Genomic DNA, 16,050 nt, shown 5'->3' on the forward strand with positions numbered 1-16,050 from the left:
GGGCGCGCTCGGCCGCGGCGAGCGCCCGGCGCGCGGCGCCGCTGCCACCGGTGCCGCCGCGGCGCGCCGCATCCTCCGCCGCCGTGACGGCCTGACGGACATGCGGGGGCCAGGCGGCGGAGGCCGCCGTTGTCTCCGCCTCCTCCCGCGGATCGGTGGGAACACCCGGAAGCATGGCGACCTGCCGGTCGGGTTCGGGCTTCGCCGGTTCGGGCTTCGGCGCTTCGGCCCTCGGCGGCTCCGTCCGCGCGGGCGCTGGCTCCACACGGGCAATCAACGGCGGAAGCTCGCCGTCGGGGGTCAGGCTGCGGGCGGCGACGTAGCCTTCGTTGTAGAAGATGTCGCGGACACGCACCCAGCTCGGATTCTCCGCGGTCTCCAGCACCGTCAGCGGCGCGCCGCGCTCCAGGTTGCGCACCGGGGCGGCCCCGGCAGCGGGGGTGGCGAGGAGCACCGCCGGGCCTACCGTGGTGTAGACCCTCCCCACCGGAAAGCGGCCGGAAACGGCGTCCGGCACTCTGGGCGCGGCCAGGGCGGCGGTCCGCACCGGCTCTTCCGTTGAGGTCGGGGCCGGAGCAGACGGCGGCGCGGCGGCGATCACCGCCGGCTTTGGGACCGGCGGCGGCGGGATGACGATCGCGGGCGGCGGCACCGGCGCCACGGGCACCGGCGCTGTAGAGGCCACGGGCGGAGTCGCCGCCGCCACGGGCGGTGTCACCGCGGGCGGAGGGGCCACCGCGGCTGCCGGAGCGGAAACCAGGACGAGGGCGCCGGGGAGCCGGTCGGCGAACCACGGCCGCTGCGCCCCGCCGGTCTGCGCGGCCACCGCGTCGGCCGCGGCCGTCAGCGCGGCGCGCAGCTCGGCACCAGGCTTGGCGATCTCCTTCGCCAGCGCGATGGCGTAGGGGCCGGCGGTGCGGCCCGCGACCGGCGGCGGGGCGTCGCCGGGCTGGTGCGAATAAGCGGTCAGCAGGTTCGGCTTGTCCGGCGGGTTCGCCGGAGCCGGCTTCACGGTGGAGGCCGCGTCCCCCATGCCGGCGGCCAGCCGCGCCACCGCCGGGTTCGGCATCATGGTGTCGATGACCACGACCGCCTTGTGCGAGGCGTCGCGGATCTGCTGGAGGATCTGCTCCAGCTCGACCGTCTCGAACACCACGTCGAACTCGTAGCGCAGCCGCGCATCGACCGGCAGCAGGAAACTCTGCCCGCCGATGCTCATCATCAGGCCGGAGTAATAGAGCAGGCCGAGATCGGCGGTGGCGAGCCGGCGCTGGAACTCCGCCATGGCGGAGGCCAGCGTGCGATGGTCGACGTCGGACGCCACGGTCACGTCGAAGCCGGCGGTGCGCAGGGCCACCGTCATGGTGGCGGCGTTGGCCGCGGCGGCGGCAAGCTGCGGCCCGTCCTGGTAGGCCGCGTTGCGGATCACGAGCGCCACCCGCTTCTCAGCGGCCCAGGCCCCGGCAATCGGCCCCACGGCGACCACCACGGCGGCCATCATGGGAAGGACCACCGCCACCGCCAGCCGCACCGCCCTGCCCCTCATCCCCGCCTCCCTTGCCGGCCCGGCCCTCAGCATCGGTGGAAGGGCCGGTTGTAATCCCGCCACTGCGCATCGCCCTGGAATCGGGCGCGTACCTGCACCATCGACGCGTGATCGGCCGATATGGACCCGAAATCCGACACCGCCGCCAGCCCGTCCGGCCAGGTGCCGGACACCGACAGACGGCCGTCCGCGACGTCGTAGCGCTGCACCGTGAAGACGGACTCCGACCCGTTCGGCAGGATGTAGGTCCAGCGGGCCGGCGTCAGTGTCAGCTTGAAGGCGCTGCCGCACCAGTTGCCGAAGAGCGCCCGCGCGTGCTCGGTGCCGGGCGGCTCGGGCGCCGGCGCCGGAACGGCCGGTGCGGCCGGGATCGGGGCTGGGGCCGGACTCGCGGCCGGCGGGGTGACCGCCGCAACCACGGGCTCCGCCGAAATGGGCGTCGGTGCGGTGGCTGTCTGCACATCGGCCGTCGGCGCGGCCCCGCCGCTGAGCGCCAGCCAGGCGCCGACGCCGGCCACCGCCAGCACCGCGGCGGCCAGCATTGGCACGACCGGCAGGGGCCGGCGCGACAGCGCCACGCGGTCGAGCGCCAGATCGACCAGGAAATGATCGACACTGTCGGTGCGCTTCTTCGGGTCGAAGGCCAGCGCCCGCTCCAGCGCCTGCCACTGGCCGTTGCGCAGGGAGGGGATGCGCTGCGGCCGGATGTTGGCGTCGCGCGCGTGGGTGGAGGGGATGCGGCCGAAGGGATGGCGCCCGGTCAGCAGCTCGTACGTGATGCAGGCCAGCGAGAAGACGTCGCCGCGCGGGTCGGCGGTTTGCGTCTCGATCATTTCGGGGCTGGCGTAGGCCGGCGTCATCCCGCCGAGGCTGGCGATGTCGAAGTTGGTGACGTCGGCGACGGTCGCGTCCTCCGCCGGGCCGGCGCGCTTGAAGGCGCGCGACAGGCCGAAATCGATCACCTTCACCCGCCCCTTGTCGGTGACGAAGATGTTGCCCGGCTTCAGGTCCCAGTGCAGGAAACCGTTGGCGTGCGCGAAGGACAGCGCCGCACCCACCGCCCCGACGATCCCCGCCGCCTCCGGCTGCGTCATCGGCCCGAAGTCGTCGGAGCGGATGATCCGGTCCAGCGAACGACCGGTCAGATACTCCATGGTGATGAAGAAGCGGAACCCGTCGCGGTCGAAGTCGTAGACCTTGATGATGTTGGGGTGCGACAGCTCCTGCGCCTTCCGCGCCTCGCGCTGGAGGGCGATGATGCTGGCGGAATGGCCGGCCATCCGCTCCTTCAGCACCTTGACGGCGACGTAGGGGTTGCGGTCGGCGGCCTCCTCCTTGCGGAGGTCGAGCGCCTTGAACACCTTGCCCATGCCGCCGGCGCCCAGGAACTCCTTCAGGATGAAGCGGTCCTTCAGCGTGTCGCCGACCCGCACCGTGTCGTCGTCGAAGGCCAGGGCATCCACGGCCGGCGGGCCGGCGGGGGTCTGCGAGGTGGAATCGGCGTCATCGGCGCCACTATGGTACGCCGCGGGGTCGGGCGGGGAACCCGGCGCGGGAAAGGACCCGGCGCTGCTCGGACTGGGCGGGATGGTCACGGATCCTCCAGACCACACGGGCGCCGCGACAGGACAGGTCGCGGCGGGATTCTTTGGTAAACGATACATTAACTTTTCCAACCGCCCCGAGAAAGAACGCAAGCGCCCGACCGCATCCCGCAACGGGGGTGGTGCCTTCCCCGAATTGGCAGCCGGCACCACCTATGGCGCTCTTCAAGTCGCACGCGTATCGGTGGCGCAGTGACCGTATCGGACAAACCAGGAGGTTTCCCATGCCGTCTTCGGTCAAGGACATGCTGAGCGCCGCCAACGCCTCGGTCCCGCGGATCACCCCGGCGGAGGCGGCCGACCTGATGGAACGGGGCGAGGCGCTCGTCGTCGACGTCCGCGACGCACCGGAGCTCGATGCCGTCGGCAAGGTGGCCGGGGCGAAGCATGTGCCCCGCGGCATGCTGGAGTTCCGCGCCGACCCGGACTCGCCCTACCACGACCCCGCCTTCGACCGCGACCACACGGTGATCCTGTATTGCGCGTCCGGCGGCCGCTCGGCGCTGGCCGGGCGGACGCTCCAGGAGATGGGCTACCGCGACGTGCGCAACCTCGGCGGCTTCAAGGACTGGGCGGAGAACGGCGGCGCGGTCGACCGCTCCTGACCGATCCGCAGGGGGACACCGGCCGGCCCGGATTCAGGCGGCGGTCTCCTCCGCCGCCTGCTTGGCTACGCCGTCCTTGTACTGTCCCCAGGCGCCCTGGAGGGCGGCGAAGGCGACGGGGTCCAGATCGACGGCCGGCAGCGGATCGGGATCCCAATGCCCGTAGCGGTCGGTGCCGCGCACCAGCGTCGCCGTGCGGCGCCCGATGGTCGAGGTGACGTGGGTGGGGATGTAGAAGAAGGCCAGCCCGATGCGCCGGTCGGCGGTGCGGTTGGCCTTGGAGCCGTGCGCCGTGCGCTCGTGGTGCAGCGAGAACTGGCCGGGCGCGAGTTGCAGGCTCACCGCCTCGGACTCGTCGATGTCGCGCAGTTCCTGGCCGCGCGCCAGCATGTTGTCGGGGGCGTAGGTCTCGACGTGCCGGCGGTCGGGGCCGAGGTGGGTGCGCGGCACGACCTGGAGGCAGCCGTTCTCCGTCGTGCTTTCGGTGAAGGCGACCCAGGCCGTCACCTCCTCGTGCGGGGTCAGGCCGAAATAGGCGGAATCCTGGTGCCACGAGACGTAGCGGCTGTCGCGGGCACCCTTGGCGAAGATCGAGGCGCCGAACAGCAGGATGTCCGGGCCGATGAGGTCCTCCACCGCGTCCAGGATCTCCGGCCGGCGGGCGAGATCGACGATCCAGGGGGCGGCCAGATGCCCCTTGATCTTCATGAAGGCGTTGGCCTCCAGCCCCTCCACCCGCTCGCGGCAGGCGCGCGCCTCCTCGGCGCTCATGACGTCGAGCGGGGCCAGCCATCCCTCCTCGCGGAACTGGCGCACCTGATCGTCGGTCAGCAGCTTCGGCATGTCTCTTCCCTCACAGTGTCGGTGGTGGGCGTCAGTCCGGATCGCCCACGGCGTGGCGCAGGTGGCGCAGGACGGTGGCGCGGTCGAGATGGCCGACCACCCGGCCGGCGGCATCGACCACCGCGACCGCCGCCTCCCCCTCGCACAGCGCGTCGAGCACCACCGGCAGTGGCGCGTCGGCGGGAAGGCGGGTGCGGGCCGCGGGCTCGCCGCCCGTGGTCAGCGGGCGGGCGAGGTCGCCGGCGCGGGCGTGGCGGCGGCGCAGCCCGTCGGTGGCGAAGGCCGCCACCTGCTCCGTCGCCGGGCGCATCAGGATCTCGTGCGGCGTGCCGATCTGCACGAGCCGCCCGCCGACCATCACGCCGATGCGGTCGGCGACCTTCAGCGCCTCCTCGAAATCGTGGGTGATGAAGACCGCGGTCTTGTCCAGTTCGCGGCAGAGCGTCACGAATTGCGCCTGGAGATCGCGGCGGATGATCGGGTCGAGCGCGCTGAACGGCTCGTCCAGCAGCAGGATGTCGGGGTCGGTGACCAGCGTGCGGGCGAGGCCGACGCGCTGCTGCATGCCGCCCGACAGCTCGGTCGGGAAGCGGTCCTCGGCGTCGCGCAGGTGCAGCCGGCCCAGCCAGTCGCGCGCCCGCTCCTCGCGCACCGCCCGCGGCAGGCCGCGCACCTCCAGCCCGAAGGTGACGTTCTCCAGCACCGTGCGGTGGGGGAACAGGCTGGCGCTCTGGAACACCATGCCGACCTGCGTGGTGCGCAGCTCCCGCAACTGGTCCGCCGACAGCCCCTCGACGGCGCGGCCGTCGATGCGCACGCCGCCCAGCGTCGGCGCCACCAGCCCGTTGATGTGGCGGACCAGCGTGGATTTGCCGCTGCCCGACAGTCCCATCACACAGAGAATCTCGCGCCGCCGCACGGTCAGCGACACCCCGGCCACCGCGGCGAACACCCCATGGTCCGCCACGGCGCGGGCGCCGTCGGCACCCTGCCGGATCGCCGTGGCGGCGGCCCGCACCGCCCGGCTCGGGCCGAACAGCTTCCACAGCCCGTCGACGGCGATGGCGGGAATGCCGGCCCCGACCGCCGTGTCGGTGGCGGCCTCGACGGAAGGCGGCTCGGCAGCGGCGGCGGTCGCGGCAACGGTCATGGGGCGCACCTCACAGACAAGGGTCAGGACTTGGGCGCCTGCATCGCCTGGGCGATCCAGCCGTCCACCTTGTCCTTGTTCTTCGCCACCCAGTCCTCGGCGTGCTTGCGGATCTGCGCCGGCGACTTCTCGCCCTGATAGACCTGGAAGTTCTCGGCGTTCACGTCGGCGATGGGGATGCTCACCAGATTGAACCACGCCTTGGCGGCCGGGTTCTTCTCGATGAAGCCCTTGTTGGCGACGACGTGGATGGTGTTCTTGGTGAAGCCGATGTTGCGCCCGTCCGGCAGCGTGGTCAGGGCGGGGTCGGTCTTCTCAGGCAGGGCCGTGAAGGGCACCTCCAGGAACACCACGTCGCGGCCGGGGACCAGCACCTGCGACAGCCACAAGGGCGTGTAGGTGTAGTAGAGGACCGGCTTGCCCTCCTTGAAGCGGGCGATGGTGTCGGCGGCCAGCACCGCCATGTCACCCTGCACATGCTCGACCGTCGGGCGCAGGTTGTAGGCGGTGAGCTGGTGCTCGATGGCGCGCTCGCAGCCCCAACCCGGCGGGCAGCCGATCAGCTTCGCCTTGGACCCGCCGTCGGCGAAGATGGCCGCGATCTTGGGGTCCTTGAGCTGCTCGACATTCTTGATGCCGTGCGCCTCGGCGGTCTTCTTGTCGACCAGATAGCCCTGGGTGGCGCCCGAGATGACCGCCCCCAGCCGCACCAGCGCCGAATCGCCGCCGACCCGCTCGTAGAAGGCGTTCTGCAGCGGGTTCCAGCCCGACGCCGTGAAGGTGACGTCGCCGGTGGAGGCGGCCAGATACATGGCCGGGATCTGCAGCGGCAGGATCGGCTTCACGGTGTAGCCCAGCCGCTCCAGCCCGATGTTGACGATTTCCGTCTGGAACAGCGTCTCCGCCGTGCTGTCGTGGGTGGCCTGGACGGTGATGCCCTGACCCGGCAGCGACGCGGCGTGCGCCGGGACGGCACCGACGACAAGTCCGACGGCGAGGGCAGCGACGGGGAAAAGCCGGTACAACGGCGCGCACAGGGGCATGGCGTGTCTCCTCGCGATGGGTGGGGGTCAGTCGGAAAGCTGGCCGGCCGGCTGCGCGCCGGGCGCGGGCACGGCGGGCCGCAGGCGTCGCAAGGCGGCGCGGACGAGGCCGATCGGGGTGGAGCGGGGCGGCGGGCGGACGCCGGGCACGGTGCCGCGGGGCTGCACGAGGTCGGTGAGCACGACGGCGAGCGCCACGATTCCGGCGCCGCCGACCATCGCCAGCCCCATGTCGAGCCGCCCGATGCCGCGGAGCACGAGCTGGCCCAGCCCGCCGACGCCGATCATCGAGGCGTAGGTGACCATCGCCAGCGCCATCATGATGGTCTGGTTGATGCCGGTGAGGATGGCGGGGAGTGCCATGGGCAGGCTGACCTTGCGCAGCACCTGCCACGGGGTGGCGCCCAGGGCGACGGCGGCCTCGATCATCGGCGGCGGCACGCCGCGGATGCCCAGGCTGGTCAGCCGGATCAGCGGCGGCACCGCGAACACCGCGGTGACCAGCACCCCCGACAGGTCGCCGATGCCGAACAGCAGCACGATCGGCACCAGATAGACGAAGGCCGGCAGCGTCTGCATCAGGTCCAAGAGCGGCTTCAGCCCGCGCTCCAGCCGCTCCGACCGGGCGGCCAGGATGCCCAGCGGGAAGCCCAGCACCATGCACAGCCCCACCGCGACCAGCACCAGCGCCAACGTGCGCATGGCGTCCGTCCACACCCCGATCATGCCAACGGCAAACATCAGCAGGGTGGAGACGACGGCGCTGCGCAGGCTGCCGATCTGCCAGGCCAGCAGGAACAGAAGCACCAGGACCAGCGGCGGCGGTGCGACGGCCAGCAACCCCGACAGCCCCTCGATCGCGGCGACCAGCGGCCCGCGGATGGCCTGGAAGGCCGGGCGCCAGTTCTGCGCCAGCCACATGACGAGGTGATCCGACCAGCCCTGCACCGGCAGTTGGATCGCGGCGAACCAGTCCTGGCTGCTCATGGCGCGTTTCCCTTCCCGCCGTTCAGGCGTAGGCGCCTTCGAGGCGCCGCAGCAGCCAGGCACCGCTGGTGACCGGCTCGAAGGTGGCGGCGGCGCCGATTGCGGCCGGCAGCGGCTCGATCATCACGTCGGGATCGGGGTGGAAGAAGAAGGGGATCGAGTAGCGCGAGCCCGGCGACACCCGGACCACCCGGTGCGGGGTGGCGCGGAAGGAATCGTCGGTCCAGCGCGCCATCATCTCGCCGATGTTGCAGACATAGCTGCCGGGCAGCGGCGGCACGTCGATCCACGCCCCGGCCCGGTTCTGCACCTGCAACCCGCCGCTGTCGTCCTGCGCCAGGATGGTCAGGTAGCCGTAGTCGGTGTGCGCGCCGCAGCCGAAGGGCGGCAGCGCCGCGGGATCGGGCACCGCGTCCACCGGCGGATAGTGCAGGATGCGCAGGATCGCCGTGGGCGCGCCCAGCTTCGCGGCGAAGAACCCCTCCGGCAGGTCGAGCGCCAGCGCGAAGCCGCGCGACAGGGTGCGGCCGAGGTCGCTGAGCGCGTCGTAATAGTCGGTCAGCCGCTCACGGAAGCCCGGCACGCCCTCCGGCCACTGGTTGGGGCCGCGCAGCCGGTGGTACGGCCCGGCCGCGGCGTCCGCCGGCAGCTCCAGCGAGATGTCGAAGCCTTCCTTCGGGTCGCCGCCGAAGGCGGTGTCGGTCACCTCCCCCTTGAGCGGGAAGTAGCCGCGGAACTGCGGGGAGCGGGACAGCGCCACCGCCATCTTGTCGGCCAGCGGTTGCTCGAAGAAGGCGCGCGCCGCGTCGTAGACGCCGGCCAGCATGGCGGGGTCGATCCCGTGCCCGACCACATAGAAGAACCCGGTGCTACGGCAGGCATCCCCGATGCGCGCGGCGCAGGCCGCGCGTTCACCGGCATCCGCACTGTTCAGTACACTGACGTCGATGACCGGAATCGTCGTGAAATCGTCCACGGCACGGCTCCCTCGGACGTCCCCCGCGGGTGCCGCCGGAGACAGGATACCGCTTACAAAGCAATGCTTGTGCCAGCCGGACCCCGGCTCTGGGCGGCTCGAACTGCGGCATTGCGCCGCGCCCGGCCGGCGGTGCTGACCGATTCTTCAGCATACTGACTATTGGCGGCGCATGCTGCCGTATGCATGAGCATGAACGGCGCGGCGCCGTCCCCGGCGCGGATCTGGCGGTGGTTCAGGGAGCGTTCAGAGCACCGTCAGGGCCGCTCGCCGCGCGCCAGACGGGCCTCGATCTCGTCGAGCAGCGGCAGCACGTCCGGCAGGCTGCCGGCGACGTAATGCGCACCCGCCCGGCGCAGCCGCTCCTGCGCCGGGTCGCGCAGGGCCGCACGGCGCTCCTCCGGCGTCACGCGCCATTCGGCCAGCGGCACGCCCACCTCATTGCCGGTGTCGGACAGGGCGATGGTCCACATCCCGGCGTTCAACCCCTCCTCCACGTCGAGGACGGTGTCGCCAATCTTCACGCAGGCTTCGACGGGCGAGATGCCCAGCTCGATCACGCAGCGCAGCGCCATCGCCGGCCCCGGACGCCCGGCCGGTGTGTCGCCCGCGGCCACTGCGATGTCGGGCTCGTAGCCCTGCGCGGCCGCGACGCGGCGCACGACATCCAGCACCTGCCGCGGGTAGCCGGTGGTGGACCCGATCTTCAGGCCGCGCCGCCGCATGGCCGCGATGGCGTCCGCGACGCCGGGGATGACGTCGGCGTAACGATCGACGATCTCCACCTGCAGGGGCATGAAGGTCTCGTAGACGCTGTCGACGTCGGTGTCGTCGGGCCGGCGGCCGTAGCGCGCGATCCAGGCCGTCGACACCGGGGGCATGGCGAGCACGGCCTTGATGTGGTCCCATTTGGGCATGCCCATGGGGCCGCGCGCCTGCTCCAGCGTGATCTCCACCTCGTGGCGGCGGAACGCCTCCATGAAGGCGCCGGCCGGCGCGATGCAGCCGAAATCCACCGTGGTCCCCGCCCAGTCCAGCACCACCCCCTGGAGCGGCCCGGTGTAGCGGCGGGTGTAGCTGTAGCTCATCTCGTCCTCTCCTCCTGGCCGGCGTGTTCGACGCCCGTTTTGCCCGAGTGTGACACGGATGGGACCGGATCGTTCCGAGATTCCGTTCGATCGCGAATGGCCGGAGCGGCGAACCGGGACCGCCCCGCCCATCGACTCTTCATCGGGGTGAAACACGAGCATCACAGTTTTCGGTCATCCTTGCGGGCGCCGCACCTCACAGGGACCCGCCATGCCCGCCCTCCTCCGCCGGAGCTTCACCGTCCGGGCGCTGCTGCCCCTGACGGCCCTGCTGGTCGTCATCGCCGCGCTGGCGGTCGCCGGCGTCTCGGCCATGACGCGCGACATGGCGCGCGAGGAGCTGGGCAGCCGGGCCCGGCTGCTGGCCACCGTCGTGTCCGACGGCAGCGGCGAGATCATGTGGAACATGGACAGCCAGGCCGCGGCCGCCCTGCTCGGCGCCCTGGCCGCCGACGGCGACTATGTGTTCAGCCGGCTGACCGGCACCGACGGCAAGGTCTTCGCGTCGCACGGCCGCACCGACGCGGCGGCCGGCGACCTCATCGTCGAGACGGCCGAGGTGCGCTACGGCAAGGGCGGCAAGAGCAGCGTGGTCGGCCGGCTGGAGCTGGGGCTGAGCCCGGCGCGGGTCTTCGCGCGGATCGAGGAGACCACCGCCGGCATCGCCGCCAAGGGGGCGGTGGCGCTGGCCTTCGTGCTCGCCGCCTTCGTGCTGATCCTGCGCGGCATCACGCGCCCCATCCTGCGGCTCACCGCCACCATGTCCGCGCTGGCCGGGGGCGACACCGCGGCCGAGGTCACCGACACCGCCCGCACCGACGAGATCGGCCGGATGGCGGCGGCGGTCATCACCTTCCGCGACAACGCCATCGCCAAGCAGCGGCTGGAGGCCGAGCAGCAGCGGCTGGAGCGCGCCGCGGAGGAGGAGCGCCAGCGCGCGCTGCGGACCATCGCCGCCACCTTCGAGGACGACGTGCGCGGCGTGCTGCGCCAGTTGGAGGAGACCGCGCACGCCATGGCCGGCTCGGCCGACATGGTGCACGGCACCGCCGGCAGCAACACCGAGCTCTCCCACGCCGCCGCCGACGCCGCCGACGAGGTCAGCGCCAACGTGCAGACGGTGGCGACGGCGGTGGAGCAGCTCGCGTCCTCCATCAAGGAGATCGCGGTGCAGTCGCAGAGCTCGCTGTCGGTCTCCTCCGACGCGGCGAGCCGCACCCAGGTGGCGGTGGAGAAGGTGAAGACGCTGGTGGGTGCCGCCAACCGCATCGGCGACGTGGTCACGCTCATCAACTCCATCGCCTCGCAGACCAATCTGCTGGCGCTCAACGCCACCATCGAGGCGGCGCGCGCCGGCGAGGCCGGCAAGGGCTTCGTGGTGGTGGCGAACGAGGTGAAGCTGCTGGCCGCCCAGACCGCCAAGGCGACCGGCGAGATCTCGCAGCAGATCGGCGCCATCCAGGCCTCCACCGGCGGCACCGCCGCCGACATCACCGAGATCGCCGGGATCATCGACAACGTGTCGCGCATCGGCTCCACCATCGCCGCCGCGGTGGAGGAGCAGAACGTCGCCACCGCCCAGATCAGCCACGCCGTCGTGGCGGCGGCGCAGGGCACGCAGCGTTTGCAGGAGAATGTGCGCGCCGTCGCCGGCTCGGCGGCGCGCAACGGCGAGGCGGCGCGGCGGCTGATGGACGCCATCGCGTCGCTCCAGGGCTCGCACGCCGCACTCCAGGTCCGCATCGACGGCTTCGTTTCCAAGATCGAGGCGGCGTGACGCGCCGCGGCCCCACCCCCAGCACGGAGAACATCGTCATGCGCGCCCGCCTGTTCGCCATCGCCGCCCTGTTCCTGGCAGCAGCCGGTTCCATCGCCGCCACCGCGCCCGCGGCGGCGCAGGAGAAGGTGGTCCGGCTGACCTCCCTCGACTGGCCGCCCTTCAGCGGCGAGTCGCAGAAGGACCAGGGGGCCGCGGTTGCGGTGGTGCGGGCCGCCTTCGCCGCCGTCGGCTACCGGCTGGAGGTGTCCTTCTTCCCATGGAACCGCGCGGTGGCCTTGGTGAAGGCCGACGGCGGCCCCGACGGCTATTTCCCGGAATATGACGGCGGCGAGGTGCGCCAGGGCTTCCACCTGTCGGTGCCGCTGGGGACCAGCCCGCTGGGCTTCGCCGAGCGCAGCGCGGCGCCGGTCGCCTGGGCATCGCTGGACGACCTCAAGGCCAAGCGCATCGGCGTGGTGGACGGCTACGTCAACACCGACGAGCTCGACGCCCGCATCGCCGACGGGCGTCTCCAGGGCGAGACGGCACCCAGCGACCTGCTGAACCTGAAGAAGCTCGCGGCCGGGCGCATCGATCTGGCGGTGATCGACCGCGCCGTGATGAACGACCTGCTGCGCACCGTGCCCGAGTTGAAGGCCGCCGCCCCCACCCTGCGCTTCAACCCGGCGGTGCTGGAGGACAAGTCGCTGCACATCGCCTTCCGCAAGGACGCCCGCGGCGAGGCGATGGCGAAGCTGTTCGCCGAGGGCCTCGCGAAGATCGACGCCACGCTCATCCTGCAGCAGGCGCTGGGGAGCTGAACCGGGCGGCACAGCGGGCCGCCACCGTTCGACATCGCTGACACCGAAAGCGCCCGGCCGCCCAAAAATCGGCCGGGCGCCGTTTTTCTGTGCAGTTGCAGCATTGGCCCGGCACCGCCGTCGCGTTGAATCGCGCGGCGCGCAAGACACGCACGTTTGGCATAGGACTTGCTAATAACTTTGCGAGGCCGACAACGGCGTCGGATGCCTCTTTGCAAGGTCCCAAGGGTCTGGGACGCGCACAGCCCGGCTCAAAGACGAGCCGGCGAACCGTTGAGACGCACCGGACAGCGGCCACGCCGCCCGGACGGTGCACAGGGTCTTGGCAACCGCGCTCTTGCAGGAGGAACTGCATGTTCCGTCCCGTCTGCCCGTGTCTCCCTCCAGGCTGCGGCCCGGTTTCGATCCGGCCCGCGACACGGCGTGACCGCGTGATCCAGACCCCTCTCCTCGACCCGTCACGCTGACCGGCCACGCAACCGGCCCCACGCCCCGAGGATCCCTGCCATGTCCGACACCACCGACCGCAAGCCCGCCAACTCCGCCCCCCTGGCCGCCCCGCTCTCGCGCCGCGCGTTGCTGAGGACGGGTGCCTACGCCAGCGGCACCGCCGCCATTTTGGGCGCCGCCTACAAGGCGCTGCCCGGCGGCGCCTGGGCCGCCCCGCTCGACACGCCGGAGGTGACCGCCGCGAAGCTTGGCTTCATCGCGCTGACCGACGCCGCCCCGCTGATCATCGCCCAGGAAAAGGGCTTCTTCGCCAAATACGGGATGCCCGGCGTGGAGGTGCTGAAGCAGGCCTCCTGGGGCACCACCCGCGACAACCTCGTCCTCGGCTCCGAGGGCAACGGCATCGATGGCGCCCACATCCTGACGCCGATGCCCTACCTGATCTCCGCCGGCGTGGTCACCCAGAACAACCAGCCGACGCCGATGTACATCCTGGCGCGGCTGAACCTCGACAGCCAGTGCATCTCGGTGGGCGCGGAGTACGCCGACCTCAAGATCGGCCTCGACACCGCGCCCTTCAAAGTGGCGCTGGAGAAGAAGAAGGCGTCGGGCAAGCCGATCAAGGCGGCCATGACCTTCCCCGGCGGCACCCACGACCTGTGGATCCGCTACTGGCTGGCGGCCGGCGGCATCGACCCCGACAAGGACATCGAGACCATCGTGGTCCCGCCGGCGCAGATGGTGGCGAACATGAAGGTTGGCACCATGGACTGCTTCTGCGTCTGCGAGCCGTGGAACGAGCAGCTCAAGAACCAGAAGATCGGCTACACCGCCATCAACACCGGCGAGCTGTGGAACAAGCACCCGGAGAAGGCTTTCGGCATGCGGGCGGCCTGGGTCGACAAGAACCCCAAGGCGGCCAAGGCGTTGCTGATGGCGGTGCAGGACGCGCAGATGTGGTGCGACGACATGGCCAACCGCGACGAGGTGTCGGCCATCGTGTCCAAGCGCAACTGGATCAACGCCCCCGTCGCCGACATCAAGGACCGCATGAAGGGCAAGTTCGACTACGGCACCGGCAAGGTGGTGGAGAACAGCCCGCACATCATGAAGTACTGGCGCGATTTCGCCTCCTACCCCTTCCGCAGCCACGATTTGTGGTTCCTGACAGAAAACGTGCGCTGGGGCAAGTTCGCCCCCGACACCGACTTCAAGGCGCTGATCGCCAAGGTCAACCGCGAGGATCTGTGGCGCGACGCGGCCAAGACGCTGGGCGTGGCGGAGGCGCAGATCCCCACCTCCACCTCCCGCGGCAAGGAGACGTTCTTCGACGGCACCGTCTTCGATCCGGAAAACCCGGCCGCCTACCTCGCCAGCCTGTCCATCAAGCGCATCGCCTGAGAGCCGGGAGAGTTCCAATGCAGACCATTGCGAGAAAGCCGGTGACGGCCCCCATGGACGCGGAGGTTCCCGCCACCCAGGCCCCGCGCAGCAAGGCCGCCGTGCTGACCCTGCCCGTGCCACGCCGCCCGGCCGCCAGCGGGCGGCTGGCGCGGGCGGTGCGCGACATCGCCACCGTGACCCTGCCGCCGCTGCTGACCCTCGCCATCCTGGTGGCGGTGTGGGAGATGCTGTGCTCCACCCCCGGGGCCAGCCTGCCGGCGCCGTCGGCCATCATCGAGAACAGCTGGCAGCTCATCGTTGATCCCTTCTTCGACAGCGGCGGGACCAACAAGGGGCTGTTCTGGCATCTGCTCGCCAGCCTCCAGCGCGTGGCGCTCGGCTACACCATCGCCGTGGTGGTCGGTGTGGCGCTGGGCACGCTGGTCGGGCAGAGCGTCTGGGCGATGCGCGGGCTCGACCCGCTGTTCCAGGTGCTGCGCACGGTGCCGCCGCTGGCCTGGCTGCCGCTGTCGCTGGCCGCCTTCCGCGACGGTCAGCCGTCGGCCATCTTCGTGATCTTCATCACCTCGGTGTGGCCGATCATCATCAACACGGCGGTCGGCATCCGCAACATCCCGGCCGACTACCAGAACGTGGCGCGGGTGCTGCGGCTGAACGCCGGCGAGTATTTCTTCAAGATCATGATCCCGTCGGCCGCCCCCTACATCTTCACCGGCCTGCGCATCGGCATCGGCCTGTCCTGGCTGGCCATCGTGGCGGCGGAGATGCTGATCGGCGGCGTCGGCATCGGCTTCTTCATCTGGGACGCCTGGAACAGCTCGCTGATCAGCGACATCATCCTGGCGCTCATCTATGTCGGGCTGATCGGCTTCATGCTGGACCGTCTGGTCGCCCTGCTCGCCCGCGGCGTCACCCGCGGCACCGCCAACACCTGAGGAGGGCCGGAGCCATGAGCCACGCCTATCTGTCCATCGAGCAGGTCGACAAGAGCTTCCGCCGCGGCGGGACCACCACCGAGGTGCTGCGCAAGGTCTCGCTGGAGGTCGACAAGGGCGAGTACATCTCGATCATCGGCCATTCCGGCTGCGGCAAGTCCACCCTGCTCAACATCGTGGCGGGTCTGACCGACGCCACCAGCGGGGCGGTGCTGCTGGACGGCAAGCTGGTGGACCAGCCCGGCCCCGACCGGGCGGTGGTGTTCCAGAACCATTCGCTGCTGCCCTGGCTGACCGTCTACGAGAATGTCCAGCTCGCGGTGAACAAGGTGTTCGGCAAGACCAAGTCGGCCGGTGAGCGGCACGACTGGACCATGCGGAACCTGGAGCTGGTGCAGATGCAGCACGCGCTGGACAAGCGCCCGGCGGAGATCTCCGGCGGCATGAAGCAGCGCGTGGGCATCGCCCGCGCGCTCGCGATGGAGCCGAAGGTGCTGCTGCTCGACGAGCCGTTCGGCGCGCTCGACGCGCTGACCCGCGCCCATCTGCAGGATCAGGTGATGCAGATCCATGCGGAGCTGGGCAACACGGTGCTGATGATCACCCACGACGTGGACGAGGCGGTGCTGCTGTCCGACCGCATCGTGATGATGACCAACGGGCCGGCGGCGCGCATCGGCGAGATCTGCGAGGTGCCGCTGCCGCGGCCCCGGCAGCGCATCGCTCTGGTGGCCGACCCGACCTATCTGGAATGCCGTTCCACCGTGCTGCGCTTCCTCTACGAGCGGCACCGGCTGGTCGCGGCGGCCTGAGGCGGGCAGAAGGCGAGAGGAGCGGCG

General features: G+C 71.1%; 14 protein-coding genes. 6 read left to right on the forward strand and 8 right to left on the reverse strand.

What is annotated here, in order from left to right:
* Both HL658_RS34410 and HL658_RS34415 read right to left on the reverse strand, forming a co-directional pair.
* Positions 1 to 1,546 (reverse strand): caspase family protein (locus tag HL658_RS34410; RefSeq protein ID WP_180287723.1); only part of this gene is annotated, 1,546 nt, incomplete at its 3' end.
* 26 nt (positions 1,547 to 1,572) lie between these two features.
* Positions 1,573 to 3,141 carry a protein kinase domain-containing protein gene (locus HL658_RS34415; protein WP_180282931.1) on the reverse strand — a complete coding sequence of 523 codons (1,569 nt, stop codon included), beginning with the start codon at positions 3,139 to 3,141 and terminating at the stop codon, positions 1,573 to 1,575.
* Positions 3,142 to 3,374: 233 nt separating this feature from the next.
* Between HL658_RS34415 and HL658_RS34420 the strand changes: the two genes are divergently transcribed.
* Positions 3,375 to 3,755, forward strand: coding sequence for a rhodanese-like domain-containing protein (locus HL658_RS34420; protein ID WP_180282932.1), 381 nt, complete (start codon positions 3,375 to 3,377; stop codon positions 3,753 to 3,755).
* A gap of 33 nt (positions 3,756 to 3,788) precedes the next feature.
* Here HL658_RS34420 and HL658_RS34425 read toward each other — a convergent pair whose 3' ends face one another.
* From HL658_RS34425 to phnX, 6 genes are all read right to left on the reverse strand, one after another.
* The gene (locus HL658_RS34425) at positions 3,789 to 4,598 is read right to left on the reverse strand and encodes a phytanoyl-CoA dioxygenase family protein (protein WP_180282933.1); all 810 of its coding nucleotides are present in this window, start codon (positions 4,596 to 4,598) and stop codon (positions 3,789 to 3,791) included.
* A 31-nt stretch (positions 4,599 to 4,629) separates the two neighbouring features.
* Positions 4,630 to 5,748, reverse strand: a complete 1,119-nt coding sequence (locus HL658_RS34430; protein WP_180282934.1) for an ATP-binding cassette domain-containing protein — start codon at positions 5,746 to 5,748, stop codon at positions 4,630 to 4,632.
* Positions 5,749 to 5,771: 23 nt separating this feature from the next.
* Positions 5,772 to 6,791, reverse strand: a complete 1,020-nt coding sequence (gene proX / locus HL658_RS34435; RefSeq protein ID WP_180282935.1) for a glycine betaine/L-proline ABC transporter substrate-binding protein ProX — start codon at positions 6,789 to 6,791, stop codon at positions 5,772 to 5,774.
* Between the two features lie 27 nt (positions 6,792 to 6,818).
* Positions 6,819 to 7,778, reverse strand: coding sequence for an ABC transporter permease (locus tag HL658_RS34440; protein WP_180282936.1), 960 nt, complete (start codon positions 7,776 to 7,778; stop codon positions 6,819 to 6,821).
* A 22-nt stretch (positions 7,779 to 7,800) separates the two neighbouring features.
* A complete protein-coding gene (locus HL658_RS34445; RefSeq protein WP_180282937.1) occupies positions 7,801 to 8,754 on the reverse strand; it encodes a 2-oxoglutarate and iron-dependent oxygenase domain-containing protein in 954 nt (317 codons plus the stop codon).
* A gap of 257 nt (positions 8,755 to 9,011) precedes the next feature.
* Entirely contained in the window at positions 9,012 to 9,842 is an 831-nt protein-coding gene (gene phnX, locus HL658_RS34450; protein ID WP_180282938.1) for a phosphonoacetaldehyde hydrolase, read from the reverse strand.
* A gap of 211 nt (positions 9,843 to 10,053) precedes the next feature.
* Between phnX and HL658_RS34455 the strand changes: the two genes are divergently transcribed.
* The 5 genes from HL658_RS34455 to HL658_RS34475 all read left to right on the forward strand — a co-directional run bounded on the left by HL658_RS34455 (position 10,054) and on the right by HL658_RS34475 (position 16,023).
* Positions 10,054 to 11,619: a methyl-accepting chemotaxis protein gene (locus HL658_RS34455; protein ID WP_180282939.1), complete on the forward strand. Its 1,566-nt coding sequence runs from the start codon at positions 10,054 to 10,056 to the stop codon at positions 11,617 to 11,619.
* On the forward strand, positions 11,616 to 12,422 hold the full coding sequence (locus tag HL658_RS34460; protein ID WP_211109928.1) for a substrate-binding periplasmic protein: 807 nt from the start codon (positions 11,616 to 11,618) through the stop codon (positions 12,420 to 12,422). The genes HL658_RS34455 and HL658_RS34460 overlap by 4 nt, the downstream gene beginning before the upstream one ends.
* A gap of 507 nt (positions 12,423 to 12,929) precedes the next feature.
* Positions 12,930 to 14,273: a CmpA/NrtA family ABC transporter substrate-binding protein gene (locus tag HL658_RS34465; RefSeq protein WP_180282940.1), complete on the forward strand. Its 1,344-nt coding sequence runs from the start codon at positions 12,930 to 12,932 to the stop codon at positions 14,271 to 14,273.
* 17 nt (positions 14,274 to 14,290) lie between these two features.
* A complete protein-coding gene (gene ntrB / locus HL658_RS34470) occupies positions 14,291 to 15,211 on the forward strand; it encodes a nitrate ABC transporter permease (RefSeq protein WP_246338237.1) in 921 nt (306 codons plus the stop codon).
* A 14-nt stretch (positions 15,212 to 15,225) separates the two neighbouring features.
* Positions 15,226 to 16,023: an ABC transporter ATP-binding protein gene (locus tag HL658_RS34475; protein WP_180282941.1), complete on the forward strand. Its 798-nt coding sequence runs from the start codon at positions 15,226 to 15,228 to the stop codon at positions 16,021 to 16,023.
* Positions 16,024 to 16,050 lie beyond the last annotated feature (27 nt).

Source organism: Azospirillum oleiclasticum (assembly GCF_013423485.1).
Classification (GTDB): Bacteria; Pseudomonadota; Alphaproteobacteria; order Azospirillales; family Azospirillaceae; genus Azospirillum; species Azospirillum oleiclasticum.